The sequence below is a fragment of the Niveispirillum fermenti genome (assembly GCF_048066175.1).
In the GTDB taxonomy this organism is placed as follows: Bacteria; Pseudomonadota; Alphaproteobacteria; order Azospirillales; family Azospirillaceae; genus Niveispirillum; species Niveispirillum fermenti.
The window spans coordinates 42,262-58,930 of record NZ_JBLTXA010000013.1 but is presented as its reverse complement, the minus strand read 5'-3'; the positions used below and the strand labels follow the sequence as shown (position 1 = coordinate 58,930).

The 16,669-nt window shown below is 68.3% G+C and carries 16 protein-coding genes; 5 read left to right on the top strand and 11 right to left on the bottom strand.

What is annotated here, in order from left to right:
- Positions 1-862 precede the first annotated feature (862 nt).
- Positions 863-1,042 (top strand): hypothetical protein, encoded by a 180-nt coding sequence (locus ACM9LZ_RS14585; protein ID WP_416620217.1) that lies wholly within the window; start codon positions 863-865, stop codon positions 1,040-1,042.
- Positions 1,043-1,077: 35 nt separating this feature from the next.
- On the opposite strand, the gene ACM9LZ_RS14580 is transcribed toward ACM9LZ_RS14585, so the two are convergent.
- Positions 1,078-1,767 carry a tRNA-uridine aminocarboxypropyltransferase gene (locus ACM9LZ_RS14580; protein ID WP_416620216.1) on the bottom strand — a complete coding sequence of 230 codons (690 nt, stop codon included), beginning with the start codon at positions 1,765-1,767 and terminating at the stop codon, positions 1,078-1,080.
- A gap of 213 nt (positions 1,768-1,980) precedes the next feature.
- Between ACM9LZ_RS14580 and map the strand changes: the two genes are divergently transcribed.
- Together map and radC are read left to right on the top strand one after the other, a co-directional pair.
- The gene (gene map, locus ACM9LZ_RS14575; RefSeq protein ID WP_416620215.1) at positions 1,981-2,802 is read left to right on the top strand and encodes a type I methionyl aminopeptidase; all 822 of its coding nucleotides are present in this window, start codon (positions 1,981-1,983) and stop codon (positions 2,800-2,802) included.
- Between the two features lie 114 nt (positions 2,803-2,916).
- A complete protein-coding gene (gene radC / locus ACM9LZ_RS14570; protein ID WP_416620214.1) occupies positions 2,917-3,771 on the top strand; it encodes a RadC family protein in 855 nt (284 codons plus the stop codon).
- A 25-nt stretch (positions 3,772-3,796) separates the two neighbouring features.
- Here the strand turns inward: radC and ACM9LZ_RS14565 are convergent, their stop codons facing one another.
- The 6 genes from ACM9LZ_RS14565 to ACM9LZ_RS14540 all read right to left on the bottom strand — a co-directional run bounded on the left by ACM9LZ_RS14565 (position 3,797) and on the right by ACM9LZ_RS14540 (position 8,871).
- Complete coding sequence (locus tag ACM9LZ_RS14565; protein WP_416620213.1) at positions 3,797-4,525, bottom strand: energy transducer TonB family protein; 729 nt, start codon at positions 4,523-4,525, stop codon at positions 3,797-3,799.
- Positions 4,522-4,965, bottom strand: a complete 444-nt coding sequence (exbD, locus tag ACM9LZ_RS14560; protein ID WP_416620212.1) for a TonB system transport protein ExbD — start codon at positions 4,963-4,965, stop codon at positions 4,522-4,524. Before exbD ends, ACM9LZ_RS14565 begins: the two co-directional genes overlap by 4 nt.
- Before the next feature lie 5 nt (positions 4,966-4,970).
- Entirely contained in the window at positions 4,971-5,672 is a 702-nt protein-coding gene (gene exbB, locus ACM9LZ_RS14555; protein WP_416620211.1) for a tonB-system energizer ExbB, read from the bottom strand.
- Between the two features lie 198 nt (positions 5,673-5,870).
- Complete coding sequence (locus tag ACM9LZ_RS14550; RefSeq protein ID WP_416620210.1) at positions 5,871-6,689, bottom strand: enoyl-CoA hydratase/isomerase family protein; 819 nt, start codon at positions 6,687-6,689, stop codon at positions 5,871-5,873.
- A 145-nt stretch (positions 6,690-6,834) separates the two neighbouring features.
- Entirely contained in the window at positions 6,835-7,575 is a 741-nt protein-coding gene (locus ACM9LZ_RS14545) for a sulfite exporter TauE/SafE family protein (protein WP_416620209.1), read from the bottom strand.
- A gap of 102 nt (positions 7,576-7,677) precedes the next feature.
- On the bottom strand, positions 7,678-8,871 hold the full coding sequence (locus ACM9LZ_RS14540; protein WP_416620208.1) for an FAD-dependent oxidoreductase: 1,194 nt from the start codon (positions 8,869-8,871) through the stop codon (positions 7,678-7,680).
- A 230-nt stretch (positions 8,872-9,101) separates the two neighbouring features.
- Between ACM9LZ_RS14540 and ACM9LZ_RS14535 the strand changes: the two genes are divergently transcribed.
- Positions 9,102-10,607 (top strand): MFS transporter, encoded by a 1,506-nt coding sequence (locus ACM9LZ_RS14535; RefSeq protein WP_416620207.1) that lies wholly within the window; start codon positions 9,102-9,104, stop codon positions 10,605-10,607.
- 14 nt (positions 10,608-10,621) lie between these two features.
- Here ACM9LZ_RS14535 and ACM9LZ_RS14530 read toward each other — a convergent pair whose 3' ends face one another.
- The 4 genes from ACM9LZ_RS14530 to ACM9LZ_RS14515 form a co-directional block, all read right to left on the bottom strand.
- Positions 10,622-11,560 (bottom strand): 2-hydroxyacid dehydrogenase, encoded by a 939-nt coding sequence (locus ACM9LZ_RS14530; protein ID WP_416620206.1) that lies wholly within the window; start codon positions 11,558-11,560, stop codon positions 10,622-10,624.
- A 28-nt stretch (positions 11,561-11,588) separates the two neighbouring features.
- Complete coding sequence (locus tag ACM9LZ_RS14525; RefSeq protein WP_416620205.1) at positions 11,589-12,929, bottom strand: class I SAM-dependent methyltransferase; 1,341 nt, start codon at positions 12,927-12,929, stop codon at positions 11,589-11,591.
- Positions 12,930-12,976: 47 nt separating this feature from the next.
- Positions 12,977-14,020 carry an alpha/beta hydrolase gene (locus ACM9LZ_RS14520; protein ID WP_416620204.1) on the bottom strand — a complete coding sequence of 348 codons (1,044 nt, stop codon included), beginning with the start codon at positions 14,018-14,020 and terminating at the stop codon, positions 12,977-12,979.
- A gap of 78 nt (positions 14,021-14,098) precedes the next feature.
- Complete coding sequence (locus tag ACM9LZ_RS14515) at positions 14,099-15,346, bottom strand: porin (protein WP_416620203.1); 1,248 nt, start codon at positions 15,344-15,346, stop codon at positions 14,099-14,101.
- 483 nt (positions 15,347-15,829) lie between these two features.
- Between ACM9LZ_RS14515 and ACM9LZ_RS14510 the strand changes: the two genes are divergently transcribed.
- A complete protein-coding gene (locus tag ACM9LZ_RS14510) occupies positions 15,830-16,663 on the top strand; it encodes a class II aldolase/adducin family protein (RefSeq protein WP_416620202.1) in 834 nt (277 codons plus the stop codon).
- Positions 16,664-16,669: the final 6 nt, after the last annotated feature.

The following is a 16,669-nucleotide window of genomic DNA, read 5'->3' as shown; positions in this document are numbered from 1 at the left end:
GGACGGCGGGGCTCGAACCCGCACTTCCTGTGGAAAGCAGATTTTCTTACCACTTCGGCTTCCGCCGCCGCCGCACCGGCCGGGGCCGGGGGTGTTCGTGGTCTGGACTATCCCTTCACCATAGCCTTCGCGAGAAAGGCCTTAGGTGCCGCCCGTCTAGTCTCTACACCTTCCCGCCGGGGCGGGCTTGGCTCGGGATTGGCCAGGGTCGAAAACCCCTCGGCGTTCCCCGAATTTGAGCGGTTCTACTCCCGGCATTTCCACCGGGGCACTCCAATCAAAGTCTGCTGCGTCTACCGGTTTCGCCACGTCCGCCTGTTCATCATCGACCGTCACATACCCCGAATCCCCGGAGGATGAAACTGTTATTAGTCACAGGCTGCATCAAACGGGGCCTTTGGAAGATGCATCTGGAAGGGTGAATATTGTCCGGCGGGGCATAGACGAAAGTTATGTCAGGTTTCTTACAATAATGCCTGCCTTCCCTTGCTGTAACCTGAAACCGCCGATAGCAGGGGATGCACGGAAGTTCCCGATCCAAGGTCCGCAATACAATGGCAGCACCAACAAAGCGGCACAGGTTGCCTGATCAACCGTGACAGGTCCCCGGAAAACAAGCTGCCGGGCGGGAGGGCGAGACGGCCACACAGGCTCGCCTTGGCGGCGGCCCGCGGCTCTTCCGACCCTGCAAACCACCAGCGCCGCATCCTTAATGTCGGGGCCGGGCAGTCGCCCCCCGATGCGGCCCCGCGGTCAAAGGCAACCCCCAGGCCGGACCGGTGTGGGCCACGTCTTGGGTGAAACCGCGACAGCGCCGCGGCGCCCCCTTGATGGCGGCGCCCTGCGACCCCATTTGCCGGGGATGAGCGAAAACCAGCTTCTGGCCCTTGTTTCCCTGATCCTCGTGCTGATCATCGTCCTGCGGGGACGGGGACGCCATATCGCACCGGGGAAGATACTGCCCTACATCGCCATCTGGCTGGCGGTGTTCGCGGCCCTGGGGCTTTTCTATTCGCTTTTCGGGCCCTTCGGAAATTTCTAGTCCGGTTGCGCCGTTCCGCCGCCTAAGGGGGCGGGCTATCGGGCAGCGGAGACCGGTCTGACCGGACGGCGGCGGCGGCGCCAGCGGTCCAGCAGCGTGTCGAACGGCTTCAGCAGCCTGTCCTGCAGCCCCGGATCGCCTTCCAGCCTGCCATAGACGAAGGCACCTGCCTCCAGCGTCGACACGCTTTCGCGGCGCGGTTCCTTGCGGACATTGCCATAGGCGGAACGGAAATCCGGATGGATGACCATGCGCCGCAGTTTCAGCAGCCAGGCATTGCGCCACCACAGGGTCTTGGCCTGGGCCCATGTGCCATCGATCAGCACGATGCCTTCCAGATCGGCCAGGATCAGGTCACTGTCGGGCAGGACATCCTTGCGGCCGAATATGGCGATGGCGCCGCGCGGCACCTTGGCCACTTCCTCCTTGGAGCCCATGAACAGCACGCCCCACCGCTTGGGGTCGACCTGCCGGCCCAGCAGCTTGGACAGCGACGGCCAGGACAGGCCGACCTTGACGATCGCCCCCTCGATCTGGCCGGCCAGCAGGCGGGCCGTGCCCAGTTCCACATCCTGTTCCTGCGGATGCTGCAGGATCAGGAGCTTCAGGCGCGTGCGCTCCGGCACCAGGCTGGCGCACAGGCACAAATCATCGGGCTTGCCGCAGGTCGCGCAGGGTTCCGGCGGGGGCGGCGGGGCGGGAAGGATCAGGTCGTCTTCTTGCATGATGCCCCCACCATAGCCGATCTGCGGGCATCTGGGCAGGGGGTGGCTGCGCAGGGCCGTCCTGTCGGGCGGGCCATGCTCCGCCCGGACGGCAGGCATCGGGGACGGCGTGTTTGCCCCGCCCCGCCCCCATCGTGTAGAGTTGGACCCTGAAAATCGATCGGGGCGCGTCAGGCCCCCGGCAGTCTTATGGTTGGAAAGTATCAGACCGCGATGACACAGGCCGAATTCGCCGAAGAAGAATATGAGGACAAGCGTTCCATCAAGCTGCACAAGCCCGAGGATTTCGAGGGCATGCGCAAGGCCGGCCGCCTAGCCGCCGCGACGCTTGATTACATCACCCCCTTCGTCGTGCCCGGCGCGGTCACGGGGGAACTGGATGACAGGATCCTGCAATTCGTCCTGGACAATGGCGGCACGTCGGCCACGGTCGGCTACAAGGGCTATACCAAGGCAAGCTGCATCTCCATCAACCATGTCGTGTGCCATGGCATTCCGGGGCCCAAGCGGCTGACCAACGGCGATATCGCCAATATCGACGTGACGGTGATCGTCGATGGCTGGTTTGGCGATACCAGCCGGATGTACATGGTGGGTGACGTGCCGTTGAAGGCGCGGCGCCTAGTGGATGTCACCTATGAAGCCATGATGCGGGGCATCGCCGTCGTCCGGCCGGGCGCCACGCTGGGCGATATCGGCCATGCCATCCAGTCCTATGCCGAAAGCTTCCGCTTCTCCGTCGTGCGGGATTTCTGCGGGCACGGGTTGGGCCGGGTGTTCCACGACGCCCCGTCGATCCTGCATTACGGCCACAAGGGCCGGGGCACGGTGCTGGAAGAAGGCATGTTCTTCACGATCGAGCCCATGATCAATGCCGGCCGGTACGAGGTGAAGGTGCTGTCCGACGGCTGGACGGCCGTGACGCGCGACAAGAGCCTGTCGGCCCAGTTCGAGCATTCGATCGGCGTCACCAAGGACGGGTCGGAGATATTCACCCTGTCCCCTGCCGGCCATACAAAGCCACCCTACGCCTGACCTGCGGGCCGGATCAGGCTCACTTCCCGTCTGGCGCGCCCAACCCCCGGCTGTTACACTTATAGGCGAGTGGACGGCAGGGGTCATGCACATCATGGATGTGGAGCGGCGGCGGTGAAACGGGCAGGCAAGCTGATGCCACAGGCGGAGCGGCTGGACGAGGCCATGGCCGGGCCGCCGCTGACGGATGACGACCTGCTGGCGGCCCTTGTCGCCGGCCGGCCGGTGCCCGCCTCCGCGGCACCCGGCCCCGCCCGGCAGTCACGGCCCCAACCGCCGGAGCCGGAGCCGGACAAGCCGCATTATCACGGCCACCGGGACCGGCTGCGGCAGCGCTTCCTGGCCTCCGGGCCGGACGCGCTGCAGGATTACGAATTGCTGGAACTGCTGCTGTTCCAGGCCATCCCGCGGCGCGATGTCAAGCCGCTGGCCAAGGAGCTTCTGTCCGCCTTCGGCACCCTGTGGGCCGTCACGCAGGCCCCGGCGGAAAGCCTGAAGGCCCGCTTCAATTTTTCCGACGCCACCATCGCCCATATCCGTGTCGTCGGGGCCATCGGCCTGCGCATGGCGCGCCAGCAGGTGATCGGCCAGCCGATCCTGTCCTCCTGGCAGAAGCTGCTGGATTATTGCGCCGGGGCCATGGCGCATGAACCGGTGGAACAGTTCCGCCTGCTTTTCCTGGATCGCAAGAACACCCTGATCGCCGACGAGGTGCAGCAGCGCGGCACGGTCGATCATACGCCCGTCTACCCGCGGGAGGTGGTGCGCCGCGCGCTGGAACTGGGGGCGTCCGCCATCATCCTGGTCCACAACCACCCGAGCGGCGACCCCACGCCCAGCCGGGCGGACATCGACATGACGAAGCAGATCATCGCGGCCGCCAGCGCGCTGGGCGTCGTGATCCACGACCATGTGATCATCGGCAAGGGCGGCAAATATGTCAGCTTCAAATCGGCGGGACTGATGTGACCCGAGTGGGGCGTGCGCCCGCGCCTCAGCGCAGGGAGAATTCCACGGGCAGCACCAGTTCCATCCGGTCCCGGCCCAACTCGGGCGGAAGGGGCGGCAATGGCTGCGCACGGGCCAGCAATTCCTCCGCCTCCCGGTCCAGCAGCGTGATGCCGCTGCCACGCTCCAGGCGATGGGCCAGCACCCTTCCCTCCCGATCCAGCGTCAGCCGGACCCAGGCCGTGCCCTGCTGCCGCCGTTGCCGGGCACTGATCGGATAGCGCTTGTGCCGGGCCAGATGGGCCAGCAACCGGCCCTGGAAGGCGGCCAGCGCATCGGCCGGCGGCGGCCCGGCATGCACAGGCTGTGGCGAAGGGGCGCTGTCGGCGCTGCTTTCGGCCGCAGGTGCCGGGGACGGCGCCATGACGGGCCGGGATGCGATCTCAGGCACCGGCTCACGCCGCGGCGGCTTCCGGGGTGGCGGAGGCGGCAGCCGCGCCTCCGCCCGCTCGATGACGGGGGGCGGCTTGGGGGCCGGCGGCGGGGTCACGGCCGGCTGGGACGGTGCGGGCGGCGGTGGCGGTGGGGCCGGCGGGGCCAGATCCATCATGATGGCCGACAGGCCCGGCGGTGGCGGGGACGGCGGCGCCTGCGGCTTCAGTGCGACGACACCGGCCACGCCCAGATGGGCCCCCAGCGCCAGCGCGAAGGCCAGCCCCCAGCGTACCCCACCACCGGACAACGGGACGGCCGGGCTGCGCGCCGGAAGGCTCATGGCGCGGTTCCCACGGCGGCGCCATCCAGCCCGACCAGGGCGACCTTCAGATAGCCGCCGTCGCGCAACCCGTTCAGAACCTCCATCAGGTCGCCATAGGGCACCGTCTTGTCGGCGCGCAGGAAGACGCGCTGGTCCTTGTCACCGCCGGTCGCGGCATCCAGGGCCGCCACCAGGGCATCGGGGCCCCCGGCCACAGGCGTTTCGTCCAGTGCCAGCGACAGGTCCGCCTGCAGCGACAGGAACAGGGGCTTGGGCGGACGCTGGGTCTGCGGCGCGCTGGCGGCCGGCAGATCGACGGGAATATCCACGGTGGCCAGCGGCGCTGCCACCATGAAGATGATCAGCAGCACCAGCATCACGTCGATGAAGGGCGTGACGTTGATCTCATGATTTTCCGTCAGATCATCGTCGCCGCCGGTGCGCAGCTTCGCGGCCATGGCGCCTACTCCGCCACGCGCAGGCGGGGCTTGGCCGCGGCGGCCGCCCGCCGGTCAAGGTCACGCGACAGCAACCGCAGCACGGCGGCGGCGGCATCACCCACCTGGGCACGATAACCGCCGATGACGCGGGTCAGCGCATTATAGACCAGCACGGCCGGGATGGCCGCCACCAGACCAATGGCGGTCGCCAGCAGCGCCTCGGCGATGCCCGGCGCCACGACGGCCAGGTTCGTCGTATGGCTTTCCGCGATGCCGATGAAGCTGTTCATGATGCCCCAGACCGTGCCGAACAGGCCGACGAAGGGCGCCGTGGCACCGATGCTGGCCAGCACCCCGGTGCCACGGGCCGACCGGCGCGCCACGGCCGCCTCGATCCGTTCCAGGCGGCTGGCCGCACGCTCCTTCACGCCATCGGCGGGCAGGTCGGATGACAGTTCCATTTCCTCCCCCACGGCGCGCAGCAGGAAGGCCGCCGGATCGCGCGGGTCGGTCAGCCGCGCCGTGGCCTCCCCCAGGCCGGACGCACCGTCCAGCAGATACAGCGACGACGCGGCGCGGCGCTTGGCGGACGACAGTTCCAGCAGCTTGGCGACGAAAATGGTCCAGGTGGCCACCGATGCCGCACCCAACCCGATCATCACCGATTTCACGACCCAGTCGGCGGCCATGAACATGCCCCAGGGGGACAGGTTGTGCCCCGCCATCACGGGGTCCGCCAGGGCCGGCGCGGATATCAAGACCGCCGCCACGCACGCCGCCCATCGCATGCCTGTCCGCATGATTGTCACCGATCCTCAATGGAATGTCATACGGGTCCTATCTCATATGCGACTTAGTTGCAAACGCAAATCGACGACCGAAGCCATCCGCGCGCCAAGGGCACGGATGGCAGGTCCCGCGGGTCAGGTATTGCCGAAATAGGGCCGGCGGCGTTCGACGAAGGCCGTGATCCCTTCGGCGAACTCGGCACTGTCGATGGCGGCCAGAAACGTCTCCCGCTCCGCCGCCAGTTGCTGCTGGAAATTATGCTCAAGCGACAGGTACAGCAGCCGCTTGGTCCGGCCCGAGGCGGCCGCCGCCCCGCCAGCCAGCTTGCGGGCCACGCAGCGCGTCTCCTCCGCCAGCATGGGTGCCGGGCAGATGCGGTTGACCAGGCCCAGTTCCAACGCCTCCAGCGCCGTCAGGCGACGGTCCAGCAGAGACAGTTCCGCCGCGCGCCGCGCGCCCACCAGGCGCGGCAGGGAATGGGTGGCGCCGGCGTCGGGCGTGGTGCCCAGCGGGCCATAGGCCATCTGGAACACAGCCTTGTCGGAGGCCACGACCAGGTCACAGGCCAGCGTGATGCCAATGCCGGGGCCGGCGGCCGTGCCATGGATGCCGGCGATCACCGGCTTTTCCATGCGGCGCAGGGCCGTGACGGCCTGATGGGTGAAGTCCATCAGGCGGCAGAAATAATCCCGCCGCTCCCCGGCCGGGGCGGACAACAGGCGGTGGAACGCATGGATATCCCCGCCCGACATGAAGCTGGTGCCCCGCCCCGTCACCACCAGGACGCGGACCTGGGGATCGTTGGCGGCCATGGTCGCGGCTTCCGCGAAGGCGGCGGCCATGTCAAGGTCCAGCGCATTCATCAGGGCCGGCCGGTTGAAGGTGATCTCCGCCACGCCTTCGGCACCGTGGCGGGTGTAGAGAAGGCAATCATGCGTCATGGTGGTGGTCATGGCCATTTCCCTTCCTGTCCTGGGGCCGTCATGCGGGTCGGCCGGCGGCCCCTTGGCCCCGATCGTATCAAACAATTGTATGCTTGTGACAGGGATCACACCGGCCCCTGCACCGAAACATCGCATCCATGGGGATAGGGTGGGCTCAGCCCAGCATGTGCCAGGCCATCCGCGCCACGATCGCGGCATTCACCAGCATCAGCACGGGCGTCGCCAGGAACGCCAGACGACGCCAGCGGTTGGCGGCTGCACCGCCCAGCAGGCCGATGGCCAGCAGGGCCGGCACCGTGCCGGCGCCGAAGGCTGCCATCATGAGGGTGCCGGCCAGCGGGTCGCCGGTGCCCATGGCCGATGCCAGCCCCGCATAGACCAGGCCACAGGGCAGCAGGCCCAGCACCAGCCCCAGCAGATAGCCGTTGATGCCGCCCGGCTGCGCGAACAGTGGCCGCAGCGGCACCGTCAGCCGCCGGCCAAGCCCTTGCACGCAGCCGCCGCCCGTACCGGCCGCCAGCCACCGCCGCAGCCCGGCCGGCAGCCAGGGCGCCAGACCCAAAAGCCCCTGGCGCAGGAACAGCAGCGCGGCCAGCATGAGGATGAGGGCCAGCCCCCAGGAAACGCCAGCCAGGCGCGTCACGGTTCCGCCCCCGGCCGCGACCAGCCCGCCCAGCCCGGCATAGGTCGTGATGCGGCCCAGATGATAGGGCAGCAGCATCGATCCGCGGGCCCGCGCCAGAACGATGCCGGCCCCCTGCCCCGTCCCCGCCGGCAGCGCGCCGACCTGGGCCAGAACGAAGGGGCCGCACATGCCCGCGCAATGCGACAGCCCGCCCAGCATCCCCGTGGTGAACATGGCCGCCGCCAGCGACCAGACCATTCCATCCATCATGCCCCCTTGGCCTGCCTCTCTTATGGCACGGCCGGCCGGCCACGGCCTTGACGGGGATCAATCATTCGCCGGGGCAAGGATGCGGCCGGGGAAGCGGCGCTTTCACACCTGCCCGCCGGCGAACAGACCGGCGATGGTCGTGACGGCCCGCTCCGCCTCGGCCCGGTCCGGCGTCGGGTCGTCGATGCCATAGCCGAAATATTCATCCGCGCCGACATACTGGAAAACGAAACCGTCGCGCCGCGGCACGAAGGACACCATGTCGTGGTACATGCCATAGGTCACATCGGGCTGCGGCATGGTGCGGGCCAGTTGCCCGCGCACGGGCACCAGCGTGTCATCCCCGAACAGCGCCCGCGCGCCATAGCCCGTGCAGTTCACCAGCACCTTCTGCGCCAGACCGGCGAATTCCGCCGGGCTGTGGAAGTCCCGCACCTCAAACCGCCCGCCATTGGCCAGAAAGCCGGACATCAGGAAATGGGAGTAGGAGGCGATATTGAACATCATGCCCGTATCGGCCCGGACATCCCGATCACCGAAATCATGCCGGCCGGCGGCATAGGTCGTGCGGGGCGACCGAAGCTCCGGCGTCAGTTCCCGCGTCAGCCCGTGGGCGAAGGCGGGACGCGGGTCGGGCGGGCGCGGGGTCTGGCCCGCCATGGGCACGATAAAGCTGTCATACCATTCGATGGGCGTGCCGGGCAGGCCCAGCAGCGTCTGGAACCGGTCGTAGGAGGCGCGCGCCATGGCCGCCCACTGCGCCTTGAAGGCCGGCGTGGCATGCATGTCCAGGCAGATGCGGCTTTCCGGCGACCAGACCCCCGACGCGAAGGAGGACCGCACGAAGGGCGGCATCTCCCGCGCATAGATCGTCACCCTGGCCCCCGCCCGTTGCAGTTCCAGGGCCGTGGTCAGACCGATGGCGCCGCAGCCGATCACGGCGATATCACGCGCACCGGTCTGCATGACCAGCCCCACGGCCACCGCCGCCGATCCCCACGAGAGGGACCAGCCGGCACCACCATGGCCGTAATGGTGAATGACATCCTTCTCCCCCAGCCGTTCCCGCTCGATCCGCGGCCCCTGCGGCCGGAAGGGACGGGTGCAGACGGTGATCTGGGTGATGTGATCGATCCCGGTGCGCAGCGGCGGCAGTTTCAGCACCGGCCCGGCCGCCGCCATCCCGGGGGCCGCCGGACGGCCCGGCCCACCGGCACAGCCCGAAAGGAACGCCATGGAAAGGGCGGCACCGCCGCCGGTCAGCAGCATGCGTCGATCGGGAAGCAGGCGGGTCATCAAAAACCTCTGGTCTGGACGGGTGGGTCAAGGCCAGCCTATGCGATCAGGGCGGGCCGGATAAAGGTTTCTCACTGGGCACCGCCGCTTTCATGGCGCACGCCTTCCTTGACTACGTATTCACCCCGGCGGCGGCGGCAGGGCCGTTGACGGCAAACCACGCCCGCCCGCATCGTCCCGCGCAAACAGGGCGGCCCGCTGACAAGGGCCCCGGGGGCAAGGGGACGGAAATGCAAAAGCCCAGGCTCAGCCTGATCCAGATATGGAACATGTCCATCGGCTTCCTGGGAATCCAGGTGGCGTTCGGCCTGCAGAACGCCAATGCCAGCCGCATCTTCCAGACGCTGGGCGCCAATATCGACGATCTGGCCATCCTGTGGGTCGCGGCCCCGCTGACCGGCTTGCTGGTACAGCCGGTCATCGGCCATCTGTCGGACCGCACCTGGGGGCGGCTGGGGCGGCGGCGGCCCTATTTCCTGCTGGGTGCCGTGCTGGTCACGCTGTCGCTGCTGATCATGCCATCCTCTCCCGCGCTGTGGTTCGCGGCCTCCATGCTGTGGATTCTCGATGCCTCGCTGAACATCGCGATGGAACCGTTCCGCGCCTTCGTGGGCGACATGCTGCCCGATGAACAGCGGATGACGGGCTTTGCGGCGCAAAGCTTCTTCATCGGGGTCGGTGCCGTCGGCGCCTCCGCACTGCCCTGGATGCTGACCCACTGGTTCGGCATGGACAATACGGCCGCCCCCGGCCAGGTGCCGCTGACCGTGCATATCGCCTTCTATGTCGGGGCGGGTGCCATCCTGGTCACCGTGCTGTGGACGGTGCTGACCACCCGTGAATACAGCCCCGGACAGGTGGCCGCGTTCGAGGCGGCACGGCTGGCCGAACGCCGGATGGCCCCGCCCGCCCGGGCCGACCGGCCGGCCGCCTGGTTCCGGCAGACAGGGCTGCTGTGCCTGGGAGCCGGCATCCTGATCACAGCCCTGGTCGGGGCGGCGGGCCTGGAAAAGGAGGTGCATATCCTGGGTGGCGGCCTAGCCGTCTTCGGCCTTGCGCTGCTGGTCCATGCCCGGCTGAAACAGGCCGGCCGTGCCACGGGCGGCTTCTCCTCGGTGATGGAGGATCTGTTCGCCATGCCGGTCGTCATGCGCCGGCTGGCCATCGTGCAGTTCTTCAGCTGGTTCGCGCTGTTCGCCATGTGGATCTACACCACGTCGGCCGTCACGGCGCACCATTACGGCACGACCGATCCGGCCAGCCGCGCCTTCAATGACGGGGCGGACTGGGTGGGGCTGCTGTTCGCCGTCTATAATGGCGTGGCCGCCGTCGCGGCCTTCCTGCTGCCCGCCATGGCTCGCGCCATCGGCCGGCGTGGTGCGCATATGCTGTGCCTGTGCCTGGGCGGGGCGGGGCTGGCCTGCTTCCCGCTGATCGGCGATCCGGCCTGGCTGTGGCTGCCCATGGTCGGGGTCGGCTTCGCCTGGTCCTCCATCCTCTCCTCGCCCTACTCCATCCTGTCGGGCGCCGTGCCGGCCGCCAAGATGGGGGTCTATATGGGCATCTTCAACATCTTCATCGTCGTGCCGCAGGTGCTGGCCGCCAGCATTCTGGGCGTGGTGCTGCGCGGCTTCTTCGGCGGGCAGGCCATCTGGGCCCTGGTGCTGGGCGGTGCCGCCATGCTGGTGGCCGCCCTTGCCATGCTGGCGGTACGGGACGAGGCCGGGGCGGGCTGAACGGCGGCGGCCGGTCAGTATCCCCTCTGCCGGTCCACGACGTTCACCAGCCCCTGGCCCGCCCGGTGGCGGGCGATATTGCCGGCGATGATGCGTGCCGCCGTGACCGGATGGGTGACGGCGGCGGCATGCGGCAGGACCGTGATGGCGGGATGGAACCAGAACGGATGGCCGGCGGGCAACGGCTCCACCGCGAAGACGTCCAGCGTGGCCCCGGCCAGGTGCCCCGTGTCCAGCAGCGGGATCAGGTCCGCCTCCACCAGATGACCCCCGCGCGCGGCGTTGATCAGGAAGGCACCGCGCGGCAGGCGGGACAGGGTGTCCCGGTTCAGGATGCCGCGCGTATCATCGGTCAGCGGCAACAGGCAGACCAGGATCTCCGCCTGTTCCAGCAGAAAGGTGAGACCATCGGCGCCGGCCACGCAGCGCAGGCCGGCCAGATCCCTGGCCGTCCGGCTCCACCCCGTCACGTCGAAGCCGAGACCGGCCAGCGCCCGGCCCGCCGCAGCGCCCAGTTCCCCCAGCCCCAGAATGCCGACCCGCCGTTGCGCCGCCGGCACCTGCGGCAGGGGACGCCAAAACCCGTCGCGCTGCTGGCGCTCATAGGCGGGCATGTGGCGGTGATAATGCAGCACCCGCATCACCACGAATTCCACCATGCCCGACACCAGCGTCGGGTCGACCATGCGCACCAGCGGCACATGGTCCGGCAGGCTGTCGTCGCGCAGCACATGGTCCACGCCCGCACCCAGCGAGAAGATGGCTTTCAGGTTCACCAGCCCGTCCAGGATGCCGCGCGGCTGTTTCCACAGGAAGGCGTAATCGATTTCCGCCGGATCACCGATATCGGGCCAGACACGCACCTCCAGCCCCGGATCGGCGGCGGCGAGCGCCGACAGCCAGGCGTCCTGGTCCACCTGATGGCAGGCATAGAGCATGACGGGCGGTTTCATGGCGGCGGACCTTTCCTGTCTCGGGCGCCTATTCCAGGCGAAGTGCCACCTGGCCCGTGAACGGGCTGACGGCGATATGGCGGAAACCCATGCCCGTGCGGGACGTGAACTCGGTGAAGGCCTTGAATTCATGGGCATCCCAGGTGCGGTTGCCGATGAACTCATCGAACACCAGGATAGTGCCGGGCACCAGCCGGGGGGCCAGCGCCGTCAGCACGGTGACGGTGGAACTGTAGATGTCGCAATCGATGTTGGCGAAACGGACGGCACCCGAAAAGGCCGCCAGGAAGTCCGGCAGCGTCTGCGCGAACCAGCCCTTGTGCAGCGTCACATTGCCGGGCATGGCCGGCAGTTCCGCCCCCAGGCTGAAGGTGCCCGCCGGTTCGTTCCCCCAGCCCTCGGGCAGGCCTTCGAAACTGTCGAAGCCGTGGGCCTGCTGCCCGCAGGCGGCTGCGATATGGCGCAGCGAAGTGCCCCGCCGCACGCCGAATTCCAGCACCAGCCCCGGCACCGACGCCGCCGACAGGGCGAAGCGCAGCAGGTCGGCCGACAGGCCGAACAGGCGCGATTCCGGCGCCAGATGCGGCACCAGGGCACGCGCGCCGTCCAGAATGGCGGCCCGGCCGTCGCTGGCCGCCGCCGCCCCATCCGTGCCGGCACCGCCCGTCAGAACGTCATAGGCGGCCAGGAAGGCGGCATATTTGCGGTTGGCACCCGTGCAGGCAGCCGCATGCCGCAGCCGGGACAGGGCCGCCGGCAGCCCCTGGCCGTCCAGCACGCAGGCATGGCTGGCGAACCAGGCCGCGGCATGGCCGGGATCATCCGCCAGCAGCCTGTCGAAATCCGCCAGGGCCGCCGCCGCGTCGCCCAGCGCATGCCAAGACAGGGCGCGATGATAGAGGATGGCGTGGTCCAGCCGGCCCTGCGCCTCTGCCGCATCCACCAGGGCGATGGCCTGCTCGTAGCGCGCGTCGCGGCGCAGCGCATTGGCCAGCGCCTCCGTCACTGCGGCATCGGCAGGCCGGGCGCCGTGCAGGTCCGCCAGGATCGGCACGGCCGCATGCATCATGCCCAGCCCGTTCAGGGCCCGGGCCAGATGGAAGCGCAGCACCGGATCGCCGGGCGTGCGCAGCAGCGCCGCCTCCAGATGGGCGCGGGCCGCGTGGTGATCATTCAGCCCGACCAGGGCCGCCCCCAGCAGGCCCAGCCCCGCCGCATCGTCCGGCGGCACCCCGCCGGTCACCAGAAGCCGCCGGACGACGCGATAGCGCCCCGCTGCCAGCAGGTCGCGGGCCTGGTCCAGGATGTCGGGCGGGATCGGCATGGCGGCGGCGGTCCGGAACGGATGGGTCGGCGCGGGTCCTACCATGCCGGCCCGGTCCCCGTCATCCGGCAAGCACCGCCATCATCCCGGTATCAGATGCCGCCCCCGTCGCTGAAGGCATAGATGTCATAGGATGCCAGCGCCCGGCCGATATCGTTGATGGCCCGGTTGGCGGCGGGCAGCCGGCCGCCCATGGTGATGAAACCATGCACCATGTCGGGATAGAGCCGGTGCAGCACGGGTACACCGGCCGCGGCCAGCCGGCCGGCATAGGCCCGCCCCTCGTCCAGCAGCGGGTCGAACCCGGCCGTCAGGATGACGGTGGGCGGCAGCCCGTCCAGCCGGTCGGCCCGCAGGGGAGAGACCTGCCAGTCACCCTCCACCTCCTGCCCGGCCAGATAATGGCGGACATAGGCGACATAGGCCCGGCGGGTCAAAAGATAGCCGTCGGCCCGCGTGAAATGGCTGGGCAGGCCGGCCGACAGGTCGACGGCCGGATAGATCAGAACCTGGGTCTTCAGCGCCGGCCCGCCCGCATCCCGCGCCTTCAGGGCCAGGACGGCGGCGATGTTGCCGCCCGCGCTGTCGCCGGCCACGCCGATGGCCAGCGGATCGATGGCCAGCAGGGGCGCATAGGCCGCCAGCCAGCGCAGCGCCGCCCAGCCATCCTCGATGGCCGCCGGCCAGGGATGCTCGGGCGCCAGCCGGTAATCCACGGCGACGACGGCATGGCCCGTGGCCACGGCCAGTTGCCGGCACAGCGTGTCATGGCTGTCCAGGTCGCCAAGCGTCCAGCCGCCGCCATGGAAGAACAGCAGGGCCGGCAGCGGCCGGAACCCGAAGGAGGGACGGTAGAGCCGCAGGCGCAGCGGCCCGCCGGGACCGATGATCGTCTCCTCCCGCACCGATGCGATGTCGGGCGGCGGCGGTCCCAGGGCGCGGCGCACCTGGGTGAAGATGCGGCGCGCCTCTGTCAGGTCGGTGCCGCCATCGGCGCTGCCGGCGATGATGCGCACAACCTCCGCCACCTCCGGCGACAGGTCGGAACCGACCGTGAAGGCCGGTGTCTCCGGCACGACACACAACGGCGCCGCGCGATGGGAAGCGGTGGCGATGGGCAGCACGGTGCCTGTCATGTCCTGTCTCCGGGTGGGGTTGGGGAAAGCGGCAATGGGGACCGGTGATCGCGCAGCCGCCCCCCATTGCCGGGCGGATCAGAAGCGCACGCGGGCGCCGGAGATCACGCCGAACACGTCCTTGAAGTCGGCCGTGCGGGTGCTGTACTCGTGATTGCGGACGCCGAGATAGAAATCGGCGGCCCAGGCATCGACCGTCTGCACGAAGGCGGCACCCCAGGCCTTGGCATTGCCGCCGGCGACGACCAGATCTTCCTGCTTGCCGAAATCGACCGAGAAGGAGCTGGCGCCCACGCTGGTCAGCTTGGCCAGGTAACCGACCTTGCCGTACCAGAAATCACTGTTGCGCGGGCCCAGGTCGCGGGTGCCGGCCGCGGCCGTCAGGTTGAGGCCGCTGGCGAACTTCACCGACACCGAACCATTGGTCTGGGTGTCGAAGCCCGTGCGGCTGTCATTGTCGGCATAGGCGATGGCGGCCGCGATCTCGGTATCGCCGATCTTGCCCGCATAACGGCCGGCAACATCGGTGGCCCCGCCCTCGGTCACGCTGGTGGAAAGCTGGAAGCCGCCGAAGGTGGGCGTGTCATAGCGCACGCGATCCTCGCGGTGCAGACCGTCCAGGTTGTTGAAGACGCCGTTGACGGTCGGGCCGTTGGCGCGGTTGGCCTTGTTGCGGAAGGCGACACCGCCGAAGGCCTGTCCGATATCGCTGTAGCCCAGCAGCGTGACGGTGCCCGACAGGTCGATTTCCGACGTCTGGTTGCTGGCCGTGTCGCCCTGACCGATCCACAGGCGGCCAAGGGCCTTGTGCTGAACCCAGATCTCCACCTTGCGCTCATTGATGGAGAAGGCGCCGCTGTCGGTGCCGATGCCCGTGTTGCGGGACGAGGCCGACGAGGTCTCGAGCTCGATATCGGTGCCGGCCGTCCAGTTGTCGTCCAGCTTGGCCTGACCGGCCAGGCGGATGCGCGAGGAGGCCGTGGCGTTGTCGGCATGGATGGCGTCGGTATCGTAGCCGTCGCTAACGACGCTGACGATGCGGCCGACCTGACCGGACAGGGTCAGCTTCACCTTGCCGTTGCCCGACTGCGTCACCTGCGGCGCCTTATAGGCATCGGCGGGGACCAGCGGCGCATCCTTGCTGGCCGGCGGGCCGGCGGGCGTGCTGGGCGCACGCTCCAGCTTCTCGATGCGGCCCAGCAATTCCTGGACCTGGGCCCGCAGGGCCTCTACCTCCGAGGCCGCCTGGGCGGACGCGGGCAGGGCCAGGGCGGAAAACGCCGCGCCGGCCAGCAGGGCGGCGGCGGTGGAACGGAGCGATTTCATGGAACTTCCCTTCATGTGCGGTTTTTGCCGGCCAGGGAGAGGGAAAGGGCCGCAACCACGGGCCCTTTCTTCAAATCTCCGTCGGGAAGGTGCGAAATCCCCCGCTCCGGCCACCCCCCTGGCAACCGGACCCCAGCCTTGTTCGTGGATTATTCGATCGGCCCGCGATTTGAAATGACACGATCGCCGGCACGTCGTCAGGTCAGGTTCGACAGAAACGCATCGGGTGTCTCCTTGATCAAAACCGGACACCACGAGGGATCGTGGCGCTTTAGCGTTTGGTGACGCGGCGCAAGCTGCTGTCATGTCAAATGCCCGCGGATGGTTGAACCACCATCACGTCGGATATTGCGTACAATCCCCCATAACGTCAATAGGATTTTGTGGATTAATAAAATAGACAATACTTTTGTGTTGTATTGTGTGCGCAGCACCTGCGCTACCCTGTCCGCTACCGGGTGCCTTTACGGGAGGGAACGGTTGATGACGGACAAGGAAGCGGACAAGAAGGCGGAAAAGGAACAGGTGCGGGGAAAGCTGGCGCAAGGAGTGGCGGCGCTGGCCGGAACCGGCGCGCGAGCAGTCGCGGCGGGAGAGGCCGACATCCGCCGCGATCTGGCCGCGGCCTATCGGCTGGCGGCCCTGCATGGTTGGGATGATCTTGTCTTCACCCATATTTCCGCCCGGCTGCCGAGACCGGACCATCATTTCCTGATCAACCCCTACGGGTTGCTGTTCGAGGAGATCACGGCCAGCAGTCTGGTGCGGATCGACCAGGATGGCCACAAGCTGGATGACAGCCCCTGGCCGGTGAACCCGGCCGGCTTCACCATCCATTCGGCCGTGCATGCGGTGCGGGCCGATGCGGGCTGTGTCATGCATCTGCATACGCCCGATGGCACGGCCGTCTCGACATTGACCGAGGGGTTGCTGCCGCTGAACCAGACGGCGCAACTGGCCCTGGCCGACCTCGCCTATCACGATTACGAAGGCGTGGCTCTGGACGAGGCGGAGAAGCCGCGCCTGCAGGCCGATCTGGGCACGAAATCCGCGATGCTGCTGCGCAACCACGGCACGCTGACGGTTGGCGCCACGGTGGCGGAGGCCTTCACACGCATGTATTTCCTGGAACGGGCCTGCACCATGCAGGTGCGCACCCTGTCCATGGCCGGCCGGCCGCTTCATCCCACGGCGGACAGCGTCATCGACAAGAATATGGTGCTGGGCCGCATGGCCATCACGCCCGTGGCCAACCAGCTCATCTGGCCGGCCCTGTTGCGCCGGCTGGACCGGCTGTCACCCGATTACCGGGATTGAGGGGCT